The organism is Endozoicomonas sp. (assembly GCF_965196975.1).
Classification (GTDB): Bacteria; Pseudomonadota; Gammaproteobacteria; order Pseudomonadales; family Endozoicomonadaceae; genus Endozoicomonas.
Genome location: NZ_OZ239981.1, coordinates 5,257,546 through 5,274,304 on the forward strand (window position 1 = coordinate 5,257,546; position 16,759 = coordinate 5,274,304).

Annotated in this window: 15 protein-coding genes; 9 read left to right on the forward strand and 6 right to left on the reverse strand. The window is 49.7% G+C overall.

The features are described from left to right. The first annotated feature begins 30 nt into the window (after positions 1–30). From agaF to ACOCLE_RS23405, 6 genes are all read left to right on the forward strand, one after another. Positions 31–465, forward strand: a complete 435-nt coding sequence (gene agaF, locus ACOCLE_RS23380; protein WP_066016777.1) for a PTS galactosamine/N-acetylgalactosamine transporter subunit IIA — start codon at positions 31–33, stop codon at positions 463–465. Beyond that, complete coding sequence (nagA, locus tag ACOCLE_RS23385; protein ID WP_083232739.1) at positions 466–1,656, forward strand: N-acetylglucosamine-6-phosphate deacetylase; 1,191 nt, start codon at positions 466–468, stop codon at positions 1,654–1,656. Continuing rightward, a complete protein-coding gene (locus tag ACOCLE_RS23390) occupies positions 1,656–2,510 on the forward strand; it encodes a tagatose bisphosphate family class II aldolase (RefSeq protein WP_419534461.1) in 855 nt (284 codons plus the stop codon). The genes nagA and ACOCLE_RS23390 overlap by 1 nt, the downstream gene beginning before the upstream one ends. A gap of 127 nt (positions 2,511–2,637) precedes the next feature. Further along, positions 2,638–3,468 carry a 5-dehydro-4-deoxy-D-glucuronate isomerase gene (kduI, locus tag ACOCLE_RS23395; RefSeq protein ID WP_066016775.1) on the forward strand — a complete coding sequence of 277 codons (831 nt, stop codon included), beginning with the start codon at positions 2,638–2,640 and terminating at the stop codon, positions 3,466–3,468. A gap of 110 nt (positions 3,469–3,578) precedes the next feature. Continuing rightward, positions 3,579–4,343 (forward strand): 2-dehydro-3-deoxy-D-gluconate 5-dehydrogenase KduD, encoded by a 765-nt coding sequence (gene kduD, locus ACOCLE_RS23400; protein WP_419534462.1) that lies wholly within the window; start codon positions 3,579–3,581, stop codon positions 4,341–4,343. Positions 4,344–4,467: 124 nt separating this feature from the next. Beyond that, positions 4,468–5,538 carry a glycoside hydrolase family 88/105 protein gene (locus tag ACOCLE_RS23405; protein ID WP_419534463.1) on the forward strand — a complete coding sequence of 357 codons (1,071 nt, stop codon included), beginning with the start codon at positions 4,468–4,470 and terminating at the stop codon, positions 5,536–5,538. A gap of 92 nt (positions 5,539–5,630) precedes the next feature. Here the strand turns inward: ACOCLE_RS23405 and tnpC are convergent, their stop codons facing one another. Both tnpC and ACOCLE_RS23415 read right to left on the reverse strand, forming a co-directional pair. Continuing rightward, positions 5,631–7,136, reverse strand: a complete 1,506-nt coding sequence (gene tnpC, locus ACOCLE_RS23410; RefSeq protein WP_419532963.1) for an IS66 family transposase — start codon at positions 7,134–7,136, stop codon at positions 5,631–5,633. Positions 7,137–7,251: 115 nt separating this feature from the next. Beyond that, a complete protein-coding gene (locus ACOCLE_RS23415; protein ID WP_419533005.1) occupies positions 7,252–8,295 on the reverse strand; it encodes a transposase in 1,044 nt (347 codons plus the stop codon). Between the two features lie 177 nt (positions 8,296–8,472). On the opposite strand from ACOCLE_RS23415, the gene iadA reads away from it, so the two are divergent. Then, the gene (gene iadA, locus ACOCLE_RS23420; protein WP_419534464.1) at positions 8,473–9,609 is read left to right on the forward strand and encodes a beta-aspartyl-peptidase; all 1,137 of its coding nucleotides are present in this window, start codon (positions 8,473–8,475) and stop codon (positions 9,607–9,609) included. Positions 9,610–9,618: 9 nt separating this feature from the next. Beyond that, a complete protein-coding gene (dcuC, locus tag ACOCLE_RS23425; RefSeq protein WP_419534465.1) occupies positions 9,619–11,079 on the forward strand; it encodes a C4-dicarboxylate transporter DcuC in 1,461 nt (486 codons plus the stop codon). An 84-nt stretch (positions 11,080–11,163) separates the two neighbouring features. On the opposite strand, the gene ACOCLE_RS23430 is transcribed toward dcuC, so the two are convergent. From ACOCLE_RS23430 to ACOCLE_RS23440, 3 genes are all read right to left on the reverse strand, one after another. After that, complete coding sequence (locus ACOCLE_RS23430; RefSeq protein WP_419534466.1) at positions 11,164–12,951, reverse strand: DUF4955 domain-containing protein; 1,788 nt, start codon at positions 12,949–12,951, stop codon at positions 11,164–11,166. Positions 12,952–13,025: 74 nt separating this feature from the next. Next, a complete protein-coding gene (locus ACOCLE_RS23435) occupies positions 13,026–14,951 on the reverse strand; it encodes a DUF6250 domain-containing protein (RefSeq protein ID WP_419534467.1) in 1,926 nt (641 codons plus the stop codon). Next, positions 14,948–15,589 carry a DUF1961 family protein gene (locus ACOCLE_RS23440; protein ID WP_419534468.1) on the reverse strand — a complete coding sequence of 214 codons (642 nt, stop codon included), beginning with the start codon at positions 15,587–15,589 and terminating at the stop codon, positions 14,948–14,950. The genes ACOCLE_RS23435 and ACOCLE_RS23440 overlap by 4 nt, the downstream gene beginning before the upstream one ends. Before the next feature lie 6 nt (positions 15,590–15,595). Here ACOCLE_RS23440 and ACOCLE_RS23445 point away from each other — a divergent pair, with 6 nt between their 5' ends. Next, positions 15,596–15,811, forward strand: coding sequence for a hypothetical protein (locus tag ACOCLE_RS23445; protein ID WP_419534469.1), 216 nt, complete (start codon positions 15,596–15,598; stop codon positions 15,809–15,811). On the opposite strand, the gene ACOCLE_RS23450 is transcribed toward ACOCLE_RS23445, so the two are convergent. Beyond that, positions 15,800–16,741, reverse strand: coding sequence for a polysaccharide lyase family 8 super-sandwich domain-containing protein (locus ACOCLE_RS23450; RefSeq protein WP_419534470.1), 942 nt, complete (start codon positions 16,739–16,741; stop codon positions 15,800–15,802). The two genes, ACOCLE_RS23445 and ACOCLE_RS23450, sit on opposite strands and share 12 nt — an antisense overlap. Positions 16,742–16,759: the final 18 nt, after the last annotated feature.

The following is a 16,759-nucleotide window of genomic DNA, read 5'->3' on the forward strand; positions in this document are numbered from 1 at the left end:
GATGGCATTTGAAGTAATGAGGAAATCAACATGATCGGTCTCGTAATCACCGGGCACCTTAACTTCGCTACTGGTTATCAGTCTGCAGTCAATGCAATCGCTGGTGATAGTGAACAGGTTGAATATGTGGACTTTCTGGAGTCCATGTCTACCGACGAACTGGAACAGAAAATCCGTGAAGCGGCTGACAAGGTTGACAGTGGTGACGGTGTTCTGTTCCTGACCGACATTCCTGGTGGCTCTCCTTTTCAGCGCTCTGCCAAGGTTGCGTCTGAAATGAGCAATGCAGATGTTATTTCCGGTACCAACCTGGTGATGGCCGCCGAAGCCTGCCTTGAGCGTGATGGTATGGAGCTGGGTGAGCTGGTTAAACAGGTGATGGAAACCGGTGTTGAAAACATCAAGAGCTTTCAGCAGGAACTGCGTGCTGTGAAAAGCACTGATGCAGCGGATGACGGAATCTGAATGATGATGGATTGCATCACTGACAGCCATTATGCACTGAAAGCGGCTCAGGTTTTTACGCCTGAAGGCATTCTTGAAAATGCGTTTGTTCACATCAGTAATGGCCGCATTGATTCGGTAAGTGACAGCCTCAAGGCTGACTACACACTGGTGGATCTGGGCAATCACAAGCTGATGCCTGGCCTGATTGACATGCATATTCATGGCCAGAGTGGTGCAGACACCATGGATGCGACTCCGGAAGCCCTGGCAACCATTGCCAGAGATCTTCCAAAGACGGGTGTCGTTGGATTTCTGGGAACCACCGTAACGGCTCCCTGGCAGAAGATTCTGGCAGCGCTGGCTAATGTCAAAAGCACCATGGCTGTTGGTATAGAGGGCGGATCCGAAATCCTGGGTACTTATGTTGAAGGCCCGTTTTTTACACCCCGACATAAAGGTGCTCACCCGGAACAGTTTTTTCTGGCTCCTTCTCAGGAGCGTATTGCTGACCTGCTTGAAGTGGCCGGTGACTCTTTGAAAGTTGTTGCACTGGCTCCTGAAACCGAAGGTGCTGTTGAAGCAACGAAACAACTCGTTGCCAGTGGTGTTCGTGTTGCCATGGGGCATACCGATGCAACCTACGACCAGGTGGAAGACTGCATTGAGGCGGGTGCCACTATCGGGGTTCACCTCTACAACGGGATGAGTGGTTTGCATCATCGCGAGCCAGGCTGTGTTGGCGCCATGCTGGCCAGTGACTCGGTGATCGCAGAAATGATTGCAGATGGCGTTCATGTTCATCCGGCTGTTCTTAAGCTGAGCTGGAAGTGCAAGGGGACGGAAAGGTCTGCACTCATTACAGATTGTATGTGTGCTGGTGGCTTGCCTGATGGAACGTATCAGTTGGGGGAATTACCGGTTCAGGTAAAAAATGGCGTAGCTCGCACGGAATGCGGTTCATTAGCGGGCAGTACACTGTCGCTGAACATGGCCATTAGAAATATGACCCGTCTGGCAGAAGTGCCTGAGTGGGATGCCGTCAGAATGGCATCGGAAGTACCCGCTCGAATTCTTGGGGTAAATGACCGGATGGGATCCATTGCTGCAGGTATGGAAGCCAGCCTCACGGTAATGGACGACGATTTTAATGTACTGCTGACACTCGTTAAAGGTCAGCAGATATTTTCTGCTTGGAGTGAGACAAATTAATGGCACTTTATTCAACAAGACAAATGTTGCTGGATGCTCAGGCGAATCAATACGCAGTGCCAGCTTTTAATATCCATAACCTGGAAACTGTTCGCGTTGTTGTTGAAACGGCTGCGGAAATGCGCTCCCCAATTATCCTGGCGGGCACACCGGGTACCATCAGCTACGCAGGAGCCCGCTACCTGGTTGCGATTGCCCAGACAGCGTCTGAAATTCACGATATCCCTATCGCGTTGCACCTGGATCACCACGAGTCGCTGGGCGCGATCAAGCCATTGATTGATATGGGTGTGAAGTCCGTGATGATTGATGGTTCTCACCACGATTTTGAAGAAAACATCCGCATCGTCCGTGAAGTCGTTCAGTACGCCCACGCCCGTGACGTTACTGTTGAAGCAGAACTGGGACGTCTGGGTGGTCAGGAAGATGACCTGATTGTTGATGAAAAAGATGCGCTGTACACCAACCCTGCACAGGCTGCCGAATTTATTGAGCGTACTGGTATCGACTCTCTGGCGGTTGCCATCGGTACTGCCCACGGTATGTACAAATCTGAGCCAAAGTTGGACTTTGAGCGTCTGGCGGAAATTCGCAACGTAACGACTGCGCCGCTGGTGCTTCACGGTGCTTCCGGTATCGCTTCTGCTGATGTACGTCGCACCATCGAGCTGGGTGTTACCAAGGTAAACGTTGCCACTGAACTGAAGATTGCCTTCTCCGACAAGGTGAAGGAGTACTTCCTGGCTAACCCTGAAGCCAATGACCCTCGTAAATACATGGAGCCAGGTAAAGACGCCATGGCTGCCCTGATCCGCGAAAAGATTGATATGTGTGGAAGCAGCAATCGCGCTTAATGCGGTGCTGAGTGTGTAAAGAACCAAGTAGCCTTTGTCCGTCTTCGGGCGGACTTTTTTTTCCGAATTCGAAGAAGGTGTGTCAGTACACATCTTTTGATGAGCAAGAACAGAGAAAGAGAGACTTATGGAAATCCGTCAGCCTATTCACAGTGATCATGCCAAACAACTGGACACCGAAGGACTGCGTCGTGAGTTTCTGATCGATGGCATTTTTGCCAACGGCACCATTAACCTGACCTACAGCCATGTTGACCGTGTGATTGCCGGTGGTTGTATGCCTGGCACTGAAGCGGTGAAGCTTGAAGCTGGTAAGGAAATTGGTGCTGACTTCTTCCTGGCCCGTCGTGAGCTGGGTGCTATCAATATCGGTGAAGCGGGCATCATCATTGTTGATGGTGTTGAGCACGAGATTGGCAGCCGCGAAGCCCTGTATATCGGCATGGGCGCGAAAGAAGTCGCCTTTGCCAGCGTTGATGCTGACAAGCCAGCCAAGTTCTACCTGAACAGTGCTCCAGCCCACGCAGCCTATCCAACCAAGAAAATCACTCAGGAAATGGCCAGCCCGGAAACACTGGGTGACTCTGAAACCTGTAACCGTCGCACCATTTACAAGTACATGGTGCCAGCCGTTCTGGACACCTGTCAGCTGGCGATGGGCATGACCATTCTTGAGCCAGGCAGCATCTGGAACACCATGCCTTGCCATACCCATGAGCGTCGTATGGAAGTGTACTTCTACTTCGATATGAAAGACGACGGTGTTGTTTTCCACATGATGGGTGAACCAACAGAGACGCGTCACCTGGTAGTGCGCAACGAACAGGCGGTTATCAGCCCAAGCTGGTCCATCCACTCCGGTGTTGGCAGCTCCAACTATACATTCATCTGGGGCATGGCTGGTGAGAACCAGACCTTCTCCGATATGGACTTCGTGCCAATGGCAGACCTGAAGTAACAGGCCAGCTCTATTCCCATGCAGTGCATGGGAACCAAACGACTTATATAAGCTTTCAGAACAGGTATTCCCAGTACGGTTTTTGGGAATACCAAGATTAAGGGATTCCCATGACTCAACAGTTTTCTTTCAGCCTCGAAGGTAAAGTTGCCCTGGTAACTGGTGCGAATACCGGTCTGGGACAGGGTATGGCGGTTGCTCTGGCTCAAGCGGGTGCAGATATCTGTGCCGTTGGTCATATTGATGCGCCAGAAACCCGTGAGAAAATCGAAGCAGCAGGTCGTCGTTTTCATTTCGTTGAAGCCAACCTGCTGAGCATTGAGCCGGTTGAGCGTATTGTTAAGGAAACCGTAGAAGTATTTGGTCGTGTAGACGTTCTGGTCAACAATGCGGGCATCATCCGTCGTGAAGACTCCGTGAATTTCAGTGAAAAAGACTGGGATGAGGTTATGGATATTAACCTGAAAACCCCATTCTTCCTGAGCCAGGCGGTTGCCAAGCAGTTCCTGGAGCAGGGTAACGGCGGCAAGATCATTAATATTGCGTCCATGTTGTCCTTCCAGGGTGGTATCCGCGTACCTTCCTACACTTCCAGTAAGAGTGGTATTGCTGGCCTGACCCGCCTGCTGGCCTGTGAGTGGGCTCAGCACGGCATTAACGTTAACGCCATCGCTCCAGGCTACATGGCAACTGACAATACCACAGCCCTGCGTGCTGATGAGAAGCGTAATGCTGAAATCCTGGGCCGCATTCCTGCTAACCGCTGGGGTACTCCAGAAGATCTGGCTGGCCCTGTTGTCTTCTTGGCTTCTGCTGCCAGTGACTACGTTAACGGTTACACCGTAGCAGTAGATGGCGGCTGGCTGGCTCGTTAATCCAGATAAATAAGGGCTCAACAGAGCCCTTATTTACACATGCTCATGGGTAAAGAAAAGCCCTTTGTATTTCCTGATTCCCACCATACGAAAGCGCTTTTCACGAAAACAGATTGATACGACGATGACTGAACAAAAGACTCTTCCTGCCGTTTTTGATCATGCAGAAGCAGTGAAGCTGATGCGTATGGTGTGTGACTGGCAGCTGGCTAATCCAACCAAGTCCTGGATCCGTCGCAGTGGTGCAACCCGGGTATTAAAAGGTACCGACTGGGAACGTGCAGTTATGTATCCCGGCGTGATGGCAACCTGGCGAGCCACTGATGACAGTCAGTATTTGAACGCTGCTATCAAATGGGCAAAAAGCAATAAATGGGATGTGGGTCCTGAAGACCGTTTTGCTGACGACCACTGCTGCTGCCAGACCTATCTTGAGCTGTATCAGGCGATGAAAGAAGACTTTATGACTGAGTCTTCAAAGGCAGCGTTTGACCTGATGCTGAACGACCCAAAGCCGGGTCGGGAAGACTGGTGGTGGTGTGACTCCCTGTTTATGGCACCTCCTGCGTTTGCCATGCTGACAGAAATGACCGGTGACCAGAAATATCTGGAAGCCATGAATAGCATGTGGTGGGACAGTGTTGAACACCTTTTCGATCCGGAAACCGACCTGTTCTTCCGCGACAAGCGCTATATTCCGGATGGTCAGGGCAGTGAACTGCGTGAAGAAAATGGTGAGAAAGTATTCTGGGGCCGGGGCAATGGCTGGGTAGTTTCTGCAATCTGTCGTGTTGTTGATCATCTGCCTGAAGACTATGCCGATCGGCAGAAGTACCTTGATCTGTTTACAAAGCTGATGGCTGCTGTTGTCAAACTGCAGGGCGAAGATGGCTTCTGGCGTGCCAGTATGCTTGATCCTCAGAGCTTCCCTGCACCGGAATCCAGTGCCACTTCTCTATTTGCTCATGGTCTGGCATGGGGTATTAACCACGGTGTTCTGGATCGTGACGCCTATATGCCTGCCCTGGAAAAAGCCTGGGCTGCACTGAAAACCTGCGTACACGATGACGGTATGATGGGATGGGTTCAGTTACCCGCCTTTAACCCAAGGGAGACCAAAAAAGAGCACAACATTGATTACGGTGCAGGTGCGTTCCTGCTGGCGGCAGAAGAAGTTGCCAGGCTCTGCGCTTAATCATAAAAAGCAAGTTGTTTGAACAAAAGGTTAAGGTGATTTGGTTACCTTAACCTTTTTTAGTTTTTAATCCTATCTTAGAAATTTTGTAACTATTCAGCACCCAGCAAAGGCGTATTGTTGTAATTTCGAACCGCTTTAAGAAGCGCCTGAAATATGTTCAACCCCTGCTTTTTAGCAGATGATAAATAGCTTCGGATTCGGGTAAACATGGTACCTCCGTCTTCGCTTCTGAAGCAGCCTGAGATCTTCTGCTTAAGTTTGGCCATCCTGGCATCACGTTCACTGCCATTGTTATCGAAGGGAATTGAAAAGTCCGACATGAAGCGCAACGTTTCAACCTTAAACTCAATAAGCCTTTTGAACAGGTTGTAGGCCTTGGTATTCCTGACCTTCTTACGTCCAAGCACCTGTCGTTGTTTTTCCATATAAGCGGTTTCCTTCGTGAGAGCCCTTTGAAGGATTTGGTCGTATATCGTCTCAATGCGAAGCTGTATTGCACCAGGCATTTGAGTCAGACCGGCTGCTTTGTATTTCTTGCAGAAGTGCCAGGAGAGCGTAAGCAATTTCATCAGCCGCAGAGCCAGCTTATTCGCATCCCTATCGACAACTCCCTGAAGCTCTCTCAGATGATGGGCATTACAAAGCACATGCACTGCCGCATAGGCAAAGTAGGACTTCCAATGATCGTGAACCAGAATGCCTGCAAAAGTCAGCAGGATGCCCATTGCATCCATTGCTTCACAACCTCGCCTTTCTGAGAGGTAGTAAAGCGTCCATTGGTCATCTCGCATAATGTGTAACCACCACAGTGAACCGTCAACCCGCATGCCAGTTTCATCCGCTCCTGCAACCGGACTTTCTTGTAAAGCATCGCGGATACTCTGCTCAGTAGAGGCCAGGTTCTCATGGGTATAGGCAACAAAATTGGCAACAGAGCCTGCGCTGACACTCATGCAATAAATAGTATTGAAATACTCAGACACCCGGTGATATGGGATGAAGTGATACTGGTTTAAATGAACAGCCATTGCCTGAGTCACTTCTCCGTATTGAGCAGCGGCTTTCACTCCTTGGGGAAACTCAGCGGTGTTCCGTTTACCACAAGGACATACTTTAACGTCTGCCCAGTACGCGGTAACTTCAAATTCTCCGGGTCTACCTGGATCAAAAACCTGTCGCTCAATGTATTTGGTGGGTTTAATATCGATAAGCGAAGACTGGCAACAGCAACATTTTTCAACCTTCAGATGCCTGACATAATCGGGTAAGGCGACACGTCTCAAACAAGAGCCTTGATGACCTTTCTGGCCACCTGGTTTATTGCCTGAAGATGGTCTAAGGCTTTTGGGGTTCGGTGTTTCCTGTGAGGAGCAGGGGGCTTCTTTGGAAGATGTATCACCTTTATCACTCCCTTTTTTACTGGGCTTTTGATAACCATCTGACGATGGTGGCTTACTACTGTTTTGACTGTTTTTATTAACCCTTTCTTCCAGTTCGCTGCAACGTTCCCGTAAAAGCGCATTCTCGGTCCGAAGCTCTTCATTCTCTTTAAGGAGAGCTTCGGTAAACGGAGTAGCTGGGAAGTCTGGTTCCATACTGGAGATTTGTTAGAAAAATTGAGTATAAGATGATGGTCGAAAAATCAGAAAATTCCAGATTTATATGAAGGGTGCTGAATAGTTACTAGAAAACAAAATACTTTTATAGAACTTACGCATTGACAGCTCTGATAAAAGATGGTCTCAGCCAGTCTTTACCATCAGAGAAGCTCTTAATGAAGTCCCAAATAGCATCCTTGAGCGCATCATTCTTAACGCGATAGATGCTACTGAGAGATTCAGATACTTTCTTGGCCTGAAGGCAGGCATACCCAAAGATAGAGGCAAAAATATGGTTCCTGACCTGCTGCTTTCCTCTCACCTGAAAGCGCTCAATACTGCAGAGTTGTTTCAGCGCCCGGTGATACTCTTCGATCGCCCAATGGTGCAGGTGAAGTTCATTAAAGCCTACCTGTGGTGATACCTCTGATCCAGCATGGGGTGTGTAGACGACGTAATGGCGCAGCTCGTTTTTTAGCCGCGTCCGGTACAAACGCACAGAACCAAAATTACGTAGCCAAACGGTTATTCCCTCTTCAGGAATCTCCAGGCTCTGCACTTGTTGGTAGTCACCCTTTTGGATAGAAACAGTACGGTTGCTTTTAACGGCAAACATAAAACCCAGACCGTTGTTTTTCACAGTCTTCAGGTTTGCGGCACTGCTATACCAGGAATCCCCCGTAACAAATGCAGGTCGTAAGCCCCATACAAGTACTTCTTTCAGCATCTCGAGAAAATAATCATTTTTGGACTTTCCGTCCGCAGAGTCATAGATACGGAAATTGACAGGAAGGCTATAGCCTTTGATATCGGTGTAATAGAGCGTTATGAGATTAATGCCCTTGACGGCTTTATGATGCTTGCCCGAGTAATGATAGCCGATGAATGCCGTGTAGTTACTGTACGGCTTATCCAGCACCGTATCATCAACCGATAGCGTGCCCCCATCAAGAATCAGCCTTGCGGCTACTTCCATGAAAAGGTCATTGGGAGCAAAGTCTTCACGTTGTAGAAAACGGTTAACGCTGTGGTGTGACATATCTCCGATCTCACTAAGGCGAGTACAGGTTGCTGATTTCGGCTCACACAATAGAAACCCTGTATATTTCGGCAAATCACACCCAGCTGTTGTAGGTCTTGTTATCTTTCTACGCACGACGACATCCGCTATTTTTTGCTGATCTAGCAATTTTTACAGCTGCCTGTCAATGCGAAAGTCCTATTTTATTATGTCTCTGGTTATTCTCAGTTCGTTATCTATTTAGTCATAAACCCTCTATCTACTTTTGAATAACAATCGTGGTGTCGGCACTTTATTAAGCTGAGAAACGTTATGTTTACCATTCTGAAGAATACCAATCTATACAAACCAGAGTACGTTGGTAAGGCAGATATTCTGCTTGGCCAGGGAAAAATTCTGGCAATTGAAACGGAATTGAATGTCAGCGGCCTGAATGATGTAAACATCATTGATTGTCAGGGTAAAACAGTCACGCCCGGCCTTATTGATCAGCATATACACCTTACTGGTGGCGGTGGTGAGGCAGGCTTCAGCAGTCGTACACCCCAGGTAACGCTTTCCAAACTGATCAAGGCAGGAACCACAACTGCTGTCGGTGTTCTGGGTACGGATGGCATCTCACGCTCACCGAAAGACCTGTATGCCAAGGCTGCTGCATTGACGGCAGAGGGCATCACTGCCTACATGCATACCGGATCCTACGAGGTGCCAACCAAAACAATTACCGGATCCATTCGGGATGATATGACGTTTATTCCAGCCATTCTTGGCGTCAAGATAGCGCTGGCGGACCATCGGAGCTCGTTTCCAACGACTCAGGAACTGGCAAGAATTGTTTCTGACATTCGTATTGCCAGCCTGCTGGCCGGTAAAAAAGGCGTACTTCATATCCATATGGGTGGATTGCCACAGCCATTTGAACAGGTTGATGAACTTCTGGCCATGGGAGTGCCGGTTCAGCACATATCTCCTACACACGTTGCCCGGACAGAGTCACTGTTTGCAGATGCGATGAAGTTTGCCCACAAAGGTGGATTTATTGACATTACATCCGGCGGCAGTCGTTTTATGCCTCCTGAGCAGGTGGTAAAGCTGGCCCTGGAGTCTGATGTACCCGCTTCCCGAATTACCATCAGCTCAGACGGTAATGGCAGTCTGCCAAAGTTTAATGATCGGGGGGAAACCATCGGTCTGACCGCCGCTTCGGTCGACAGCAATCTGCTGTTACTGCCCTTGATCATTGATCAGGGCGTTTGCCCTGAACAGGCAATAGCCATGATGACCGCCAACGTGGCCAGCTCTCTTGGTATCAGCAAAGGGCGCATTGAGGTAGGTCAGGATGCCGATATTTGTGTATTTAATGATGATTTCACGCTGAATAGCGTTATCGCCGGTGGGAACACATTAATGCAGAACCATGAACTGCTGATCACAGGCAACTTTGAGTAAGGAATAATCATGAGTTTAATCATTGCTGTGATCGGACTGCTGTTTGCCGGTCGACTTATCCTTAAGAACTACAACCCGCAGGGAGTACTGTTTTTAACCGGCATCGCCATGATGGCCATTGCCATGTTGACCAGCACCCCCTCCTTTGTCAGTCAGTCAACAGGCTGGCTGGGCTTTGATGTTTTTGAATACATCAGTAAAACATTTGCCAACCGTGCTGGAGGGCTTGGTCTGCAGATTATGCTGATTGGGGGCTTCGCTGTTTTGATGTCCGCCATTGGTGCCAGTCAGGTGATGGTACGGATCACGGCCAAACCTCTGATGCAGCTTAACTCACCCTATGTGATGCTGGCCATGGCGTTCATGCTGGGACAGGCATTGTCATTGTTCATTTCCAGTGCCACCGGCCTTGGGCTGTTGTTGATGGCAACGCTGTACCCGGTACTTATTCGCCTGGGATGCAGTAAAGCCGCGGTTGCAGCTGTGCTTGCAAGCACCTGCGCCATTGAGTTTGGTCCCGGGTCAGGCAATTCGATGCTGGCTGCTCAGACTGCTGGTCTGGAGATTACCGAGTATTTTGTGAACAAGCAGCTTCCTGTCATCAGTGTTCTTATTGTGATCGTCGGGATCATCCATGCCCTGGTTCAGAAATATTTTGACGCCAGAGATCAGCGTCAAGACGTGCAGACAGACGTGGTCGAAAATGTCAGTTCTTCTGAGGTAGAGGCTCCCCTGTACTATATCCTGTTGCCGATACTGCCACTGTTCCTGATGCTGACTTTCAGCAAAATGGGAGTGGGCACCATCCGTGTGGGACTGCCAACGGCTATTCTGATCAGCTCATTTATCAGTCTGGCTTTTGAATACATTCGGCACCGTGACGTTAAGATTGTGTTCAGCAGGCTGCAGGACATATTCGACAATATGGGCAAAGTGTTTGCCACGGTAGTAACCCTGATTATTGCCGGTGAAACCTTTGCCATGGGTCTTAAGTCTATTGGTGCCATTGACGCTCTGCTGAATGCAGGAAGCCAGGCGGGCTTCTCGGCCAGCATTATTGTGTTGTTTATGGCCATTCTGACATTCACCATTTCGGCCCTTATGGGGTCCGGTAATGCGGCATTTTTCTCGTTCGCACCAATGGTTCCCCAGATTGCAGATAAGATCGGAGCGAATGTTGCTGAGATGATTCTGCCTATCCAGCTTTCTGCAGGGATGGGGCGCACTATTTCACCCATTGCCGGAGTTATTATTGCAGTAGCTGGTATAGCGGGGCTATCACCCTTTGATATTGTTCGCAGAACCCTGATCCCGATGATCAGCGGCTGGCTGCTGATGCTGGTCATCACGTTCACAGCCAGTGGTCAGCTAATGGAAGTTCTGCCGTTCCTGGTGGTAGTGAGCGCATTGGTTGCAGTAGCGATGCTGATCAGACGTAAAAAGACGGCCCAGCTGGCTACTGCAGGATGATTTAAACGATAGATATTATTTATCTTCAGTAACCAGGCTAGGTTCAAAAAGGCCACCAAACGTTAAGTCCGGTGGCCTTTTTGATTACCGGCGATTTATCCATTCAGGCAGTTCGCCTAACCGATATTCAAGTTGCGCCAGAAACAGCGAGCCCGGTAATACTGGCTGCCCATTGTACTCAACATAAGCCTGTGGCACATCGGGCAGAGCCTCTTTATAAAGTTGTGGTTCTTTTCGGTTAATGTACCGGTAATAGTCCTGCTGACTGGCAAAATGAACGGGTTTGCCATGCATACCGACAACCATCGGCATAATCATGCGACCAAATGCGGAAGGGCGCATAAACTCATAAGGCTCATCACTGCTGTAGGCGACAGCGGTATTTTTGGGGTTCCAGAACACCAGACCAGCCAGGTGGTTGGGCTGGTTTACCGTAGCACCACCCCAGCGACCATAAATCCAGCCGCCCTCAGTGCGGTCAAACAAGTTGATCCGTGGTTGTGCTGCATGCAGGTCTGGAGAGGAGGTGCTTGAATACCAGGTGTTCAGGTGAACGTTGGAAGAGGAGTAGTGAGAAAAGCCCGGAGAGTGCCAGGTATCGGCCTCGTCCCGCACATTCATACTCAGGTTGTTGAAAGAACGCTGGAACTGCAGGGAAAGGTGACCTGGGTTCCCATGGAAGCTGATATCCATAACCGTTGAGTTCACGGTATCCGTCAGCTGCAGCCCCTGGTTAAAGTCCGTAAAGGTGACATTTTTCACCCAGCTGTTGGCGGATTTTCTGATCGTGACGAAACCCCATCCGCTGTCGTGTATGGCGGACTTATGATGTTTGAACTTCTCTTTCCAGTTCCCCCGGAAAGCCAGATTTTCCAGGCCAATCTCTTCGGTTCGGTCACTGCGGTAGACGGTCCATTTATCGCCGGGGTGAATATCCACCTGCACGGGAGCAGCCAGTGTCAGAGTATTGCCATTGATCGCCGTGATCTGATGGATCTCCCGAAGCTCAAGACCCTGCTTCAGTTTCTTCATGCTGGGCTCAACACGGTACGGCCCCATATGTTCTTGAATACGATCCGGTCTGGAAACTTTGGCAAATATTTCAATCCAATCGCCTTCCTGAAGCCCTTCGGTTTTAGAAACCTGAACCTGCTTACTGGTGCCACCTTTTATCGGTTGTGTAATGGTACTAACCTTTTCGCGATGGCCATCTCCGAGGGAAAAGAGTCTTGGAATGGAGTAGAGCTTCTTCGGATCCATCGGCAGATGAGGCTGATCCATATACAGTTCGGTTTCGCTGCCACAGCCCCTCAGAATAAAGTGGCTCTCCGTCACGGTAATGCTCTGGCTGGCCAGTGACTCCTTACTGTCGGGATCAATAAGAGCCATATCCGAAGACTCATTCATCCGGTAACGGCCTTTGGGAAACAGCAGTACGGCACCTTTTACACTGCCTTTCTGAATGGCTTTTTCGGCAACGGCAATGGCATCACGAACGGCGGCTTTATCACTTTTACCATCATTGGGAATGGCGCCGTACTGGGTGGCATCAAAAATGGTGTATCCGGTGGCGGGGTCAATAGTGGTTCCGGAGCTGCAGCTGAATGCGTTGTTCAAGGTTGGCAGTGGCTGCTCACTTTGACGGTATCCAGCATAAGAAAAGTTGGTAACCACAGGCTGTGAAGCAGTGCTGAAGTCACTGGCCATCAAGTCTGAGTCTGGCGCCCGGGAATCAACCCAGGCCTGCCAGGTAGAAGACAGGTTTCCGGCTTTTGAGGTTGAGTCTGACAGGTGTGCAGACGCTACGGCATGGCCGCACAGACTGATCATCAGCGTAGAGCCAATGGCCAGAGAGAGTACGTTGAGTTTCATAACTGGAGATGTCCAGAGTGGCAGCTCCGGCTTTGGTTCATAGCCGGAGTGAAGTGGTTAGAATATTAAAGGGGTTATCCCTGCAAATTGGCGTTAACGTTTCGGTAATACCAGAGCCAGGGGGTCCAGCTCAGGGACAGCTTTTCGTTCAGTGTTTTTTCGGCAACATCCATTACCTCATCACCAGCCCAGCCAAGGACGATATAAGGTCCAGCCCCTTTGTTCTTTCTGGCTTTGGAGGTCGAACCACTTTCACGAAAGTCCGCGATGCTGCCTTTGATAAATGCAGTGACCTCTTTGTCATTACTGGTCAGCATAATATCGAGAAAGGTATCCACAAATGGCTGCATCTTCTCGTGGGTCAGACCGTAAGGGTTGTCACCATCGTTGTAGAGTTTGGTAAGAATCTGCAGGTCCAGTCGTCCATGGCTGCTGTCTTCCTGTCGGCTGTCGCGGTCCGCGGGTGCGTAATACCAGTAATAGTAGTTCTTGCCATTCTGGGTATAGGTCTGAATATCTTCAAAGAAGACGTCCAGCTGGCTTTGTACCATGGACTGATAGAAAGCGGCTTTGTCAGAGGTATCTCCCATCAACTGCCGTGTACGGGCAAGATCGTCCAGAACCTGCATCATGGCCAGTGATCGGTTGTAAGCTGGATAGCGACCTGCCAGATCCGGCTCAATATCTCTCATCTCTTTGGTGTCTGGGGTTCTCAGCAGATTGGTCTTGGCGTCGTACCAGTCCGGAAAAATAAAATCGTCCAGAGTGTTCTCGATTTCCTGGAGATAGAATGCAGCTTTATCCCCATAAGTTTTGCCAGAGCCGGCCAGATATTGTTCGCCAAAGGGGACCTTCTTTTCCCACAGGGCTGGGGTTTCCATAATGATTCGCGCATTCTCAGCAATGGGCTGGAGAATCATGGCGGTCATAATGGTATTGGTGAATGCTTGCTTGCGTCCTTTGGCAATGTATTGCTTACTGATGGTTGGCCAGACCAGTGCCCGTTTACCCGCGGTATAAACCATTTCACCTTTTTCTGGGTCGTTTCGACGTGCCAGCAGCTCATCGCTCATGCGAAGTGATTGATCAAACAGTGACAGGTCACCCGTAGCCAGGTAGGCAGCGTTAACGCCCAGCATGGTTGGCCCCTGTTTCCAGGACATCCGCTTCTTGTTGTTGTTGGCAAAGGTTTTGAAGCCAACGATCTGCTCTTTGTAGGCAGCAAGCTCTTTTGCCGGAGGTAATACTTTCTTCTCCAGAGCGGGCTTCACCCGGTAGACCTTGAAGTTGTCAATCTGCATATGACTCTTCCAGGTACGGAAACCAAAGTAGCCATCCAGGAAGGGTTGCTCATCCTTGATGTCATACACCAGCACTTCATCACGCCACATTTTCCAGCGAACACCATCGTGTACCAGCCGGATTTTCATGGGCGTATTGATCTTGTTCAGGTAAGGCTCACCACTGAGATCATACTCTGGCATAAGAGGACGGGTGCCATCGCCCGGATAACGGCGCATACGGGTTGTCGTATTATCATTGGCGCCATAGCCAACGTAGTACAGGCTCATGCCATCGTATTTGCGCATGTAACCGCTGCGCTCTTCGCTTTTAGCAAAGAAGTCATCAGGTGATGAAGGGTCTGATGCCATCCAGAAAAAGTTCAGATCGCTGCCACGGTCGTTAGGGCCGCCAGCCATCACCATGGTGGCATCAAACTCCACCATCACCGGTGCCTGCAGTTTTTCCTTAAACCAGACCGTGGTACCGCCCGCATCATCAATGTCCATCTGACCATTGAGCTGGGTGGTTTTACTGCCGGGAATCTGTTCAATCACCCACTGATCCAGAGACTTTTCAAACTGGTCAGAATAGAGGTGCTCTGCCAGCGTCAGGTTTTCAGGCCGCTTTTCAGATAATTGTGCCTGAGCAGAGCCCGCAGTCATTATGAATGCGCTGCAGCCAATCAATAGTGCTTTTCTGATCGTTCTTTTACTCATGGCTTGGTTACGCCCTCGATGTGCTCATCAACAGACCAGACTTTGAAATTACGGTAGCGGAATACACTCCATTCCATCTGTCTCAGGGCAATACGACCAGCGCCATAAACTTTGCCATTGACGGAGCCATCATCAACCCAGTTAATGATTTCCCGGTCATCCACGTAAAAGACAATATGGTCTCTGTTTTTTACCAGAGTGATTTTGTGAATATCGGTAGAGTCGTGTTTGATCCCCGTCGGGCCTTCTGATACGAGGTGTTTGCCGGTGTTTTTGCGCAGCCGGGTTACACCAAGCCTTGCTGCTTCTGGATTGTGGGCATAATAAGAGATGTGATAATTGTTCAGTACATCATTGTTGTAGAACTTAAAGGTGCCATCCCGCTCTGGCAGGGACGCATCCATGACATCTTCACCATTGGGGCCGGTGGCGGCAAAAAAGACAATGGTCAGGCCTGCTTCAATATTCAGGTTCTGCATTTCCCACTGGGCAACAAAGCTTTCAGGAAAGTGTTCGGGAGCCCAGAAAACATGTTGCCACTCTTCGTTGGGTGACCACATTCTCATCCACCCGTCTTCAAAGGCAATCTCGCCCGGACCTTCCATGACCCAGTCTTTGACCGATTCTGAAGAGTCCATTTTGCTTTGATAAAGCAGTTCGCCTTTGCTGATACCCGGAATCGGCAGAGTATTGGCGTTAGCTTTGAAAGAGGAAACAAGGATAAGGGGCATGGCGACCAGCAGAGCGCTGGCCGTCCTGAATACCGTTTTAAGCTGTTTGTTCACGATGACGTCCTGAAAAGGCGGCTGGCTTTGCTGCAGAAAGAGAAAGCCAGCCCAAAGGTTGTGTTATTTCTTTAACTCAAACTCAATATTTCTTGCCTGCTCTGTCGTAATGGCAAGCAGGGTATTTCCGTTCTGGTATCCCTTGATCACGACATCATCAGGAAGAGAAGACGGTTGCCACTGGCCTTTAAGCTCCAGTGTCAGAGTGTGAGGAATCGAAGGTGCTTTGCGCCATGACCGTGAGTAAATGCTGACCTCCTTTTGCACACCCTGCTCATCGTACTGGCTTTCATCCCGGCCCTGGTAAAGGCGCAGGTCTGGGTCAACCAGGGTAAGCGACAGCTTGTTCTCATTGCCTTCGGTCATCAGCAGAACCGGCGTATCGACCGAGGCTACAACGCCTGCATCTACGACACCTGCACTGAACAGGGCGTAACCGGTCATGCCTGAAGCCTGGTCTTCTACCACATGGGCCTGATTGTCTTTCCGGATAACCTGGTAAGGCTGCAGTTCAGAAGACAGGCTGTTTTTGAACTGTTCTGCTTTTTCCACAGTGGTATTCACCAGCACTGCGTACTCATAACCGGCATTTTCAGGTGCTTTACCATGGCTTAACACAGCTGTGGCAAACTCACCATGGGTGACTTTGCTGTTTTTCTGGTGACGGGATTCCTGCTGTTGCTGCTCAATCAGGAGTGATTGGCCTTCTGGCAGGATATAAGCGTTGCTGTTTGGATCCATTAACAGTGTGCTGCTGGTGGCCAGTTGCTTTCTGTCGCCTGAAGCAAGCTTATTGCCATTGATGGTGGTGGCTTTGGCATCAGCCCTTACGGCATGCTGGAACAGCGTTGTTTCCGTGTTGTGCTGGTCATCGGCCGTTTTGATGCCACTGCCCAGGGCTACAATCCGATCATCAAAGAAGAATACGGATTTATTGGCGCTGAAGCTGCCATCGTATTTCGGATGACCTTCAACAATGGTGGCAAAAAGTCCATTGTCGTTCATGGATAAAGCACCGGTAAC

What these genes read in the sequence shown, in the direction of transcription:
- nagA (WP_083232739.1), top strand. Translation starts at nt 466, where the DNA reads ATGATGATGGATTGCATCACTGACAGCCATTATGCACTGAAAGCGGCT.
- ACOCLE_RS23405 (WP_419534463.1), top strand. Translation starts at nt 4,468, where the DNA reads ATGACTGAACAAAAGACTCTTCCTGCCGTTTTTGATCATGCAGAAGCA.
- agaF (WP_066016777.1), top strand. Translation starts at nt 31, where the DNA reads ATGATCGGTCTCGTAATCACCGGGCACCTTAACTTCGCTACTGGTTAT.
- iadA (WP_419534464.1), top strand. Translation starts at nt 8,473, where the DNA reads ATGTTTACCATTCTGAAGAATACCAATCTATACAAACCAGAGTACGTT.
- ACOCLE_RS23430 (WP_419534466.1), bottom strand. Translation starts at nt 12,951, where the DNA reads ATGAAACTCAACGTACTCTCTCTGGCCATTGGCTCTACGCTGATGATC.
- ACOCLE_RS23450 (WP_419534470.1), bottom strand. Translation starts at nt 16,741, where the DNA reads ATGAACGACAATGGACTTTTTGCCACCATTGTTGAAGGTCATCCGAAA.
- ACOCLE_RS23440 (WP_419534468.1), bottom strand. Translation starts at nt 15,589, where the DNA reads ATGGACTCTTCAGAATCGGTCAAAGACTGGGTCATGGAAGGTCCGGGC.
- tnpC (WP_419532963.1), bottom strand. Translation starts at nt 7,136, where the DNA reads ATGGAACCAGACTTCCCAGCTACTCCGTTTACCGAAGCTCTCCTTAAA.
- kduD (WP_419534462.1), top strand. Translation starts at nt 3,579, where the DNA reads ATGACTCAACAGTTTTCTTTCAGCCTCGAAGGTAAAGTTGCCCTGGTA.
- ACOCLE_RS23435 (WP_419534467.1), bottom strand. Translation starts at nt 14,951, where the DNA reads ATGAGTAAAAGAACGATCAGAAAAGCACTATTGATTGGCTGCAGCGCA.
- ACOCLE_RS23390 (WP_419534461.1), top strand. Translation starts at nt 1,656, where the DNA reads ATGGCACTTTATTCAACAAGACAAATGTTGCTGGATGCTCAGGCGAAT.
- dcuC (WP_419534465.1), top strand. Translation starts at nt 9,619, where the DNA reads ATGAGTTTAATCATTGCTGTGATCGGACTGCTGTTTGCCGGTCGACTT.
- kduI (WP_066016775.1), top strand. Translation starts at nt 2,638, where the DNA reads ATGGAAATCCGTCAGCCTATTCACAGTGATCATGCCAAACAACTGGAC.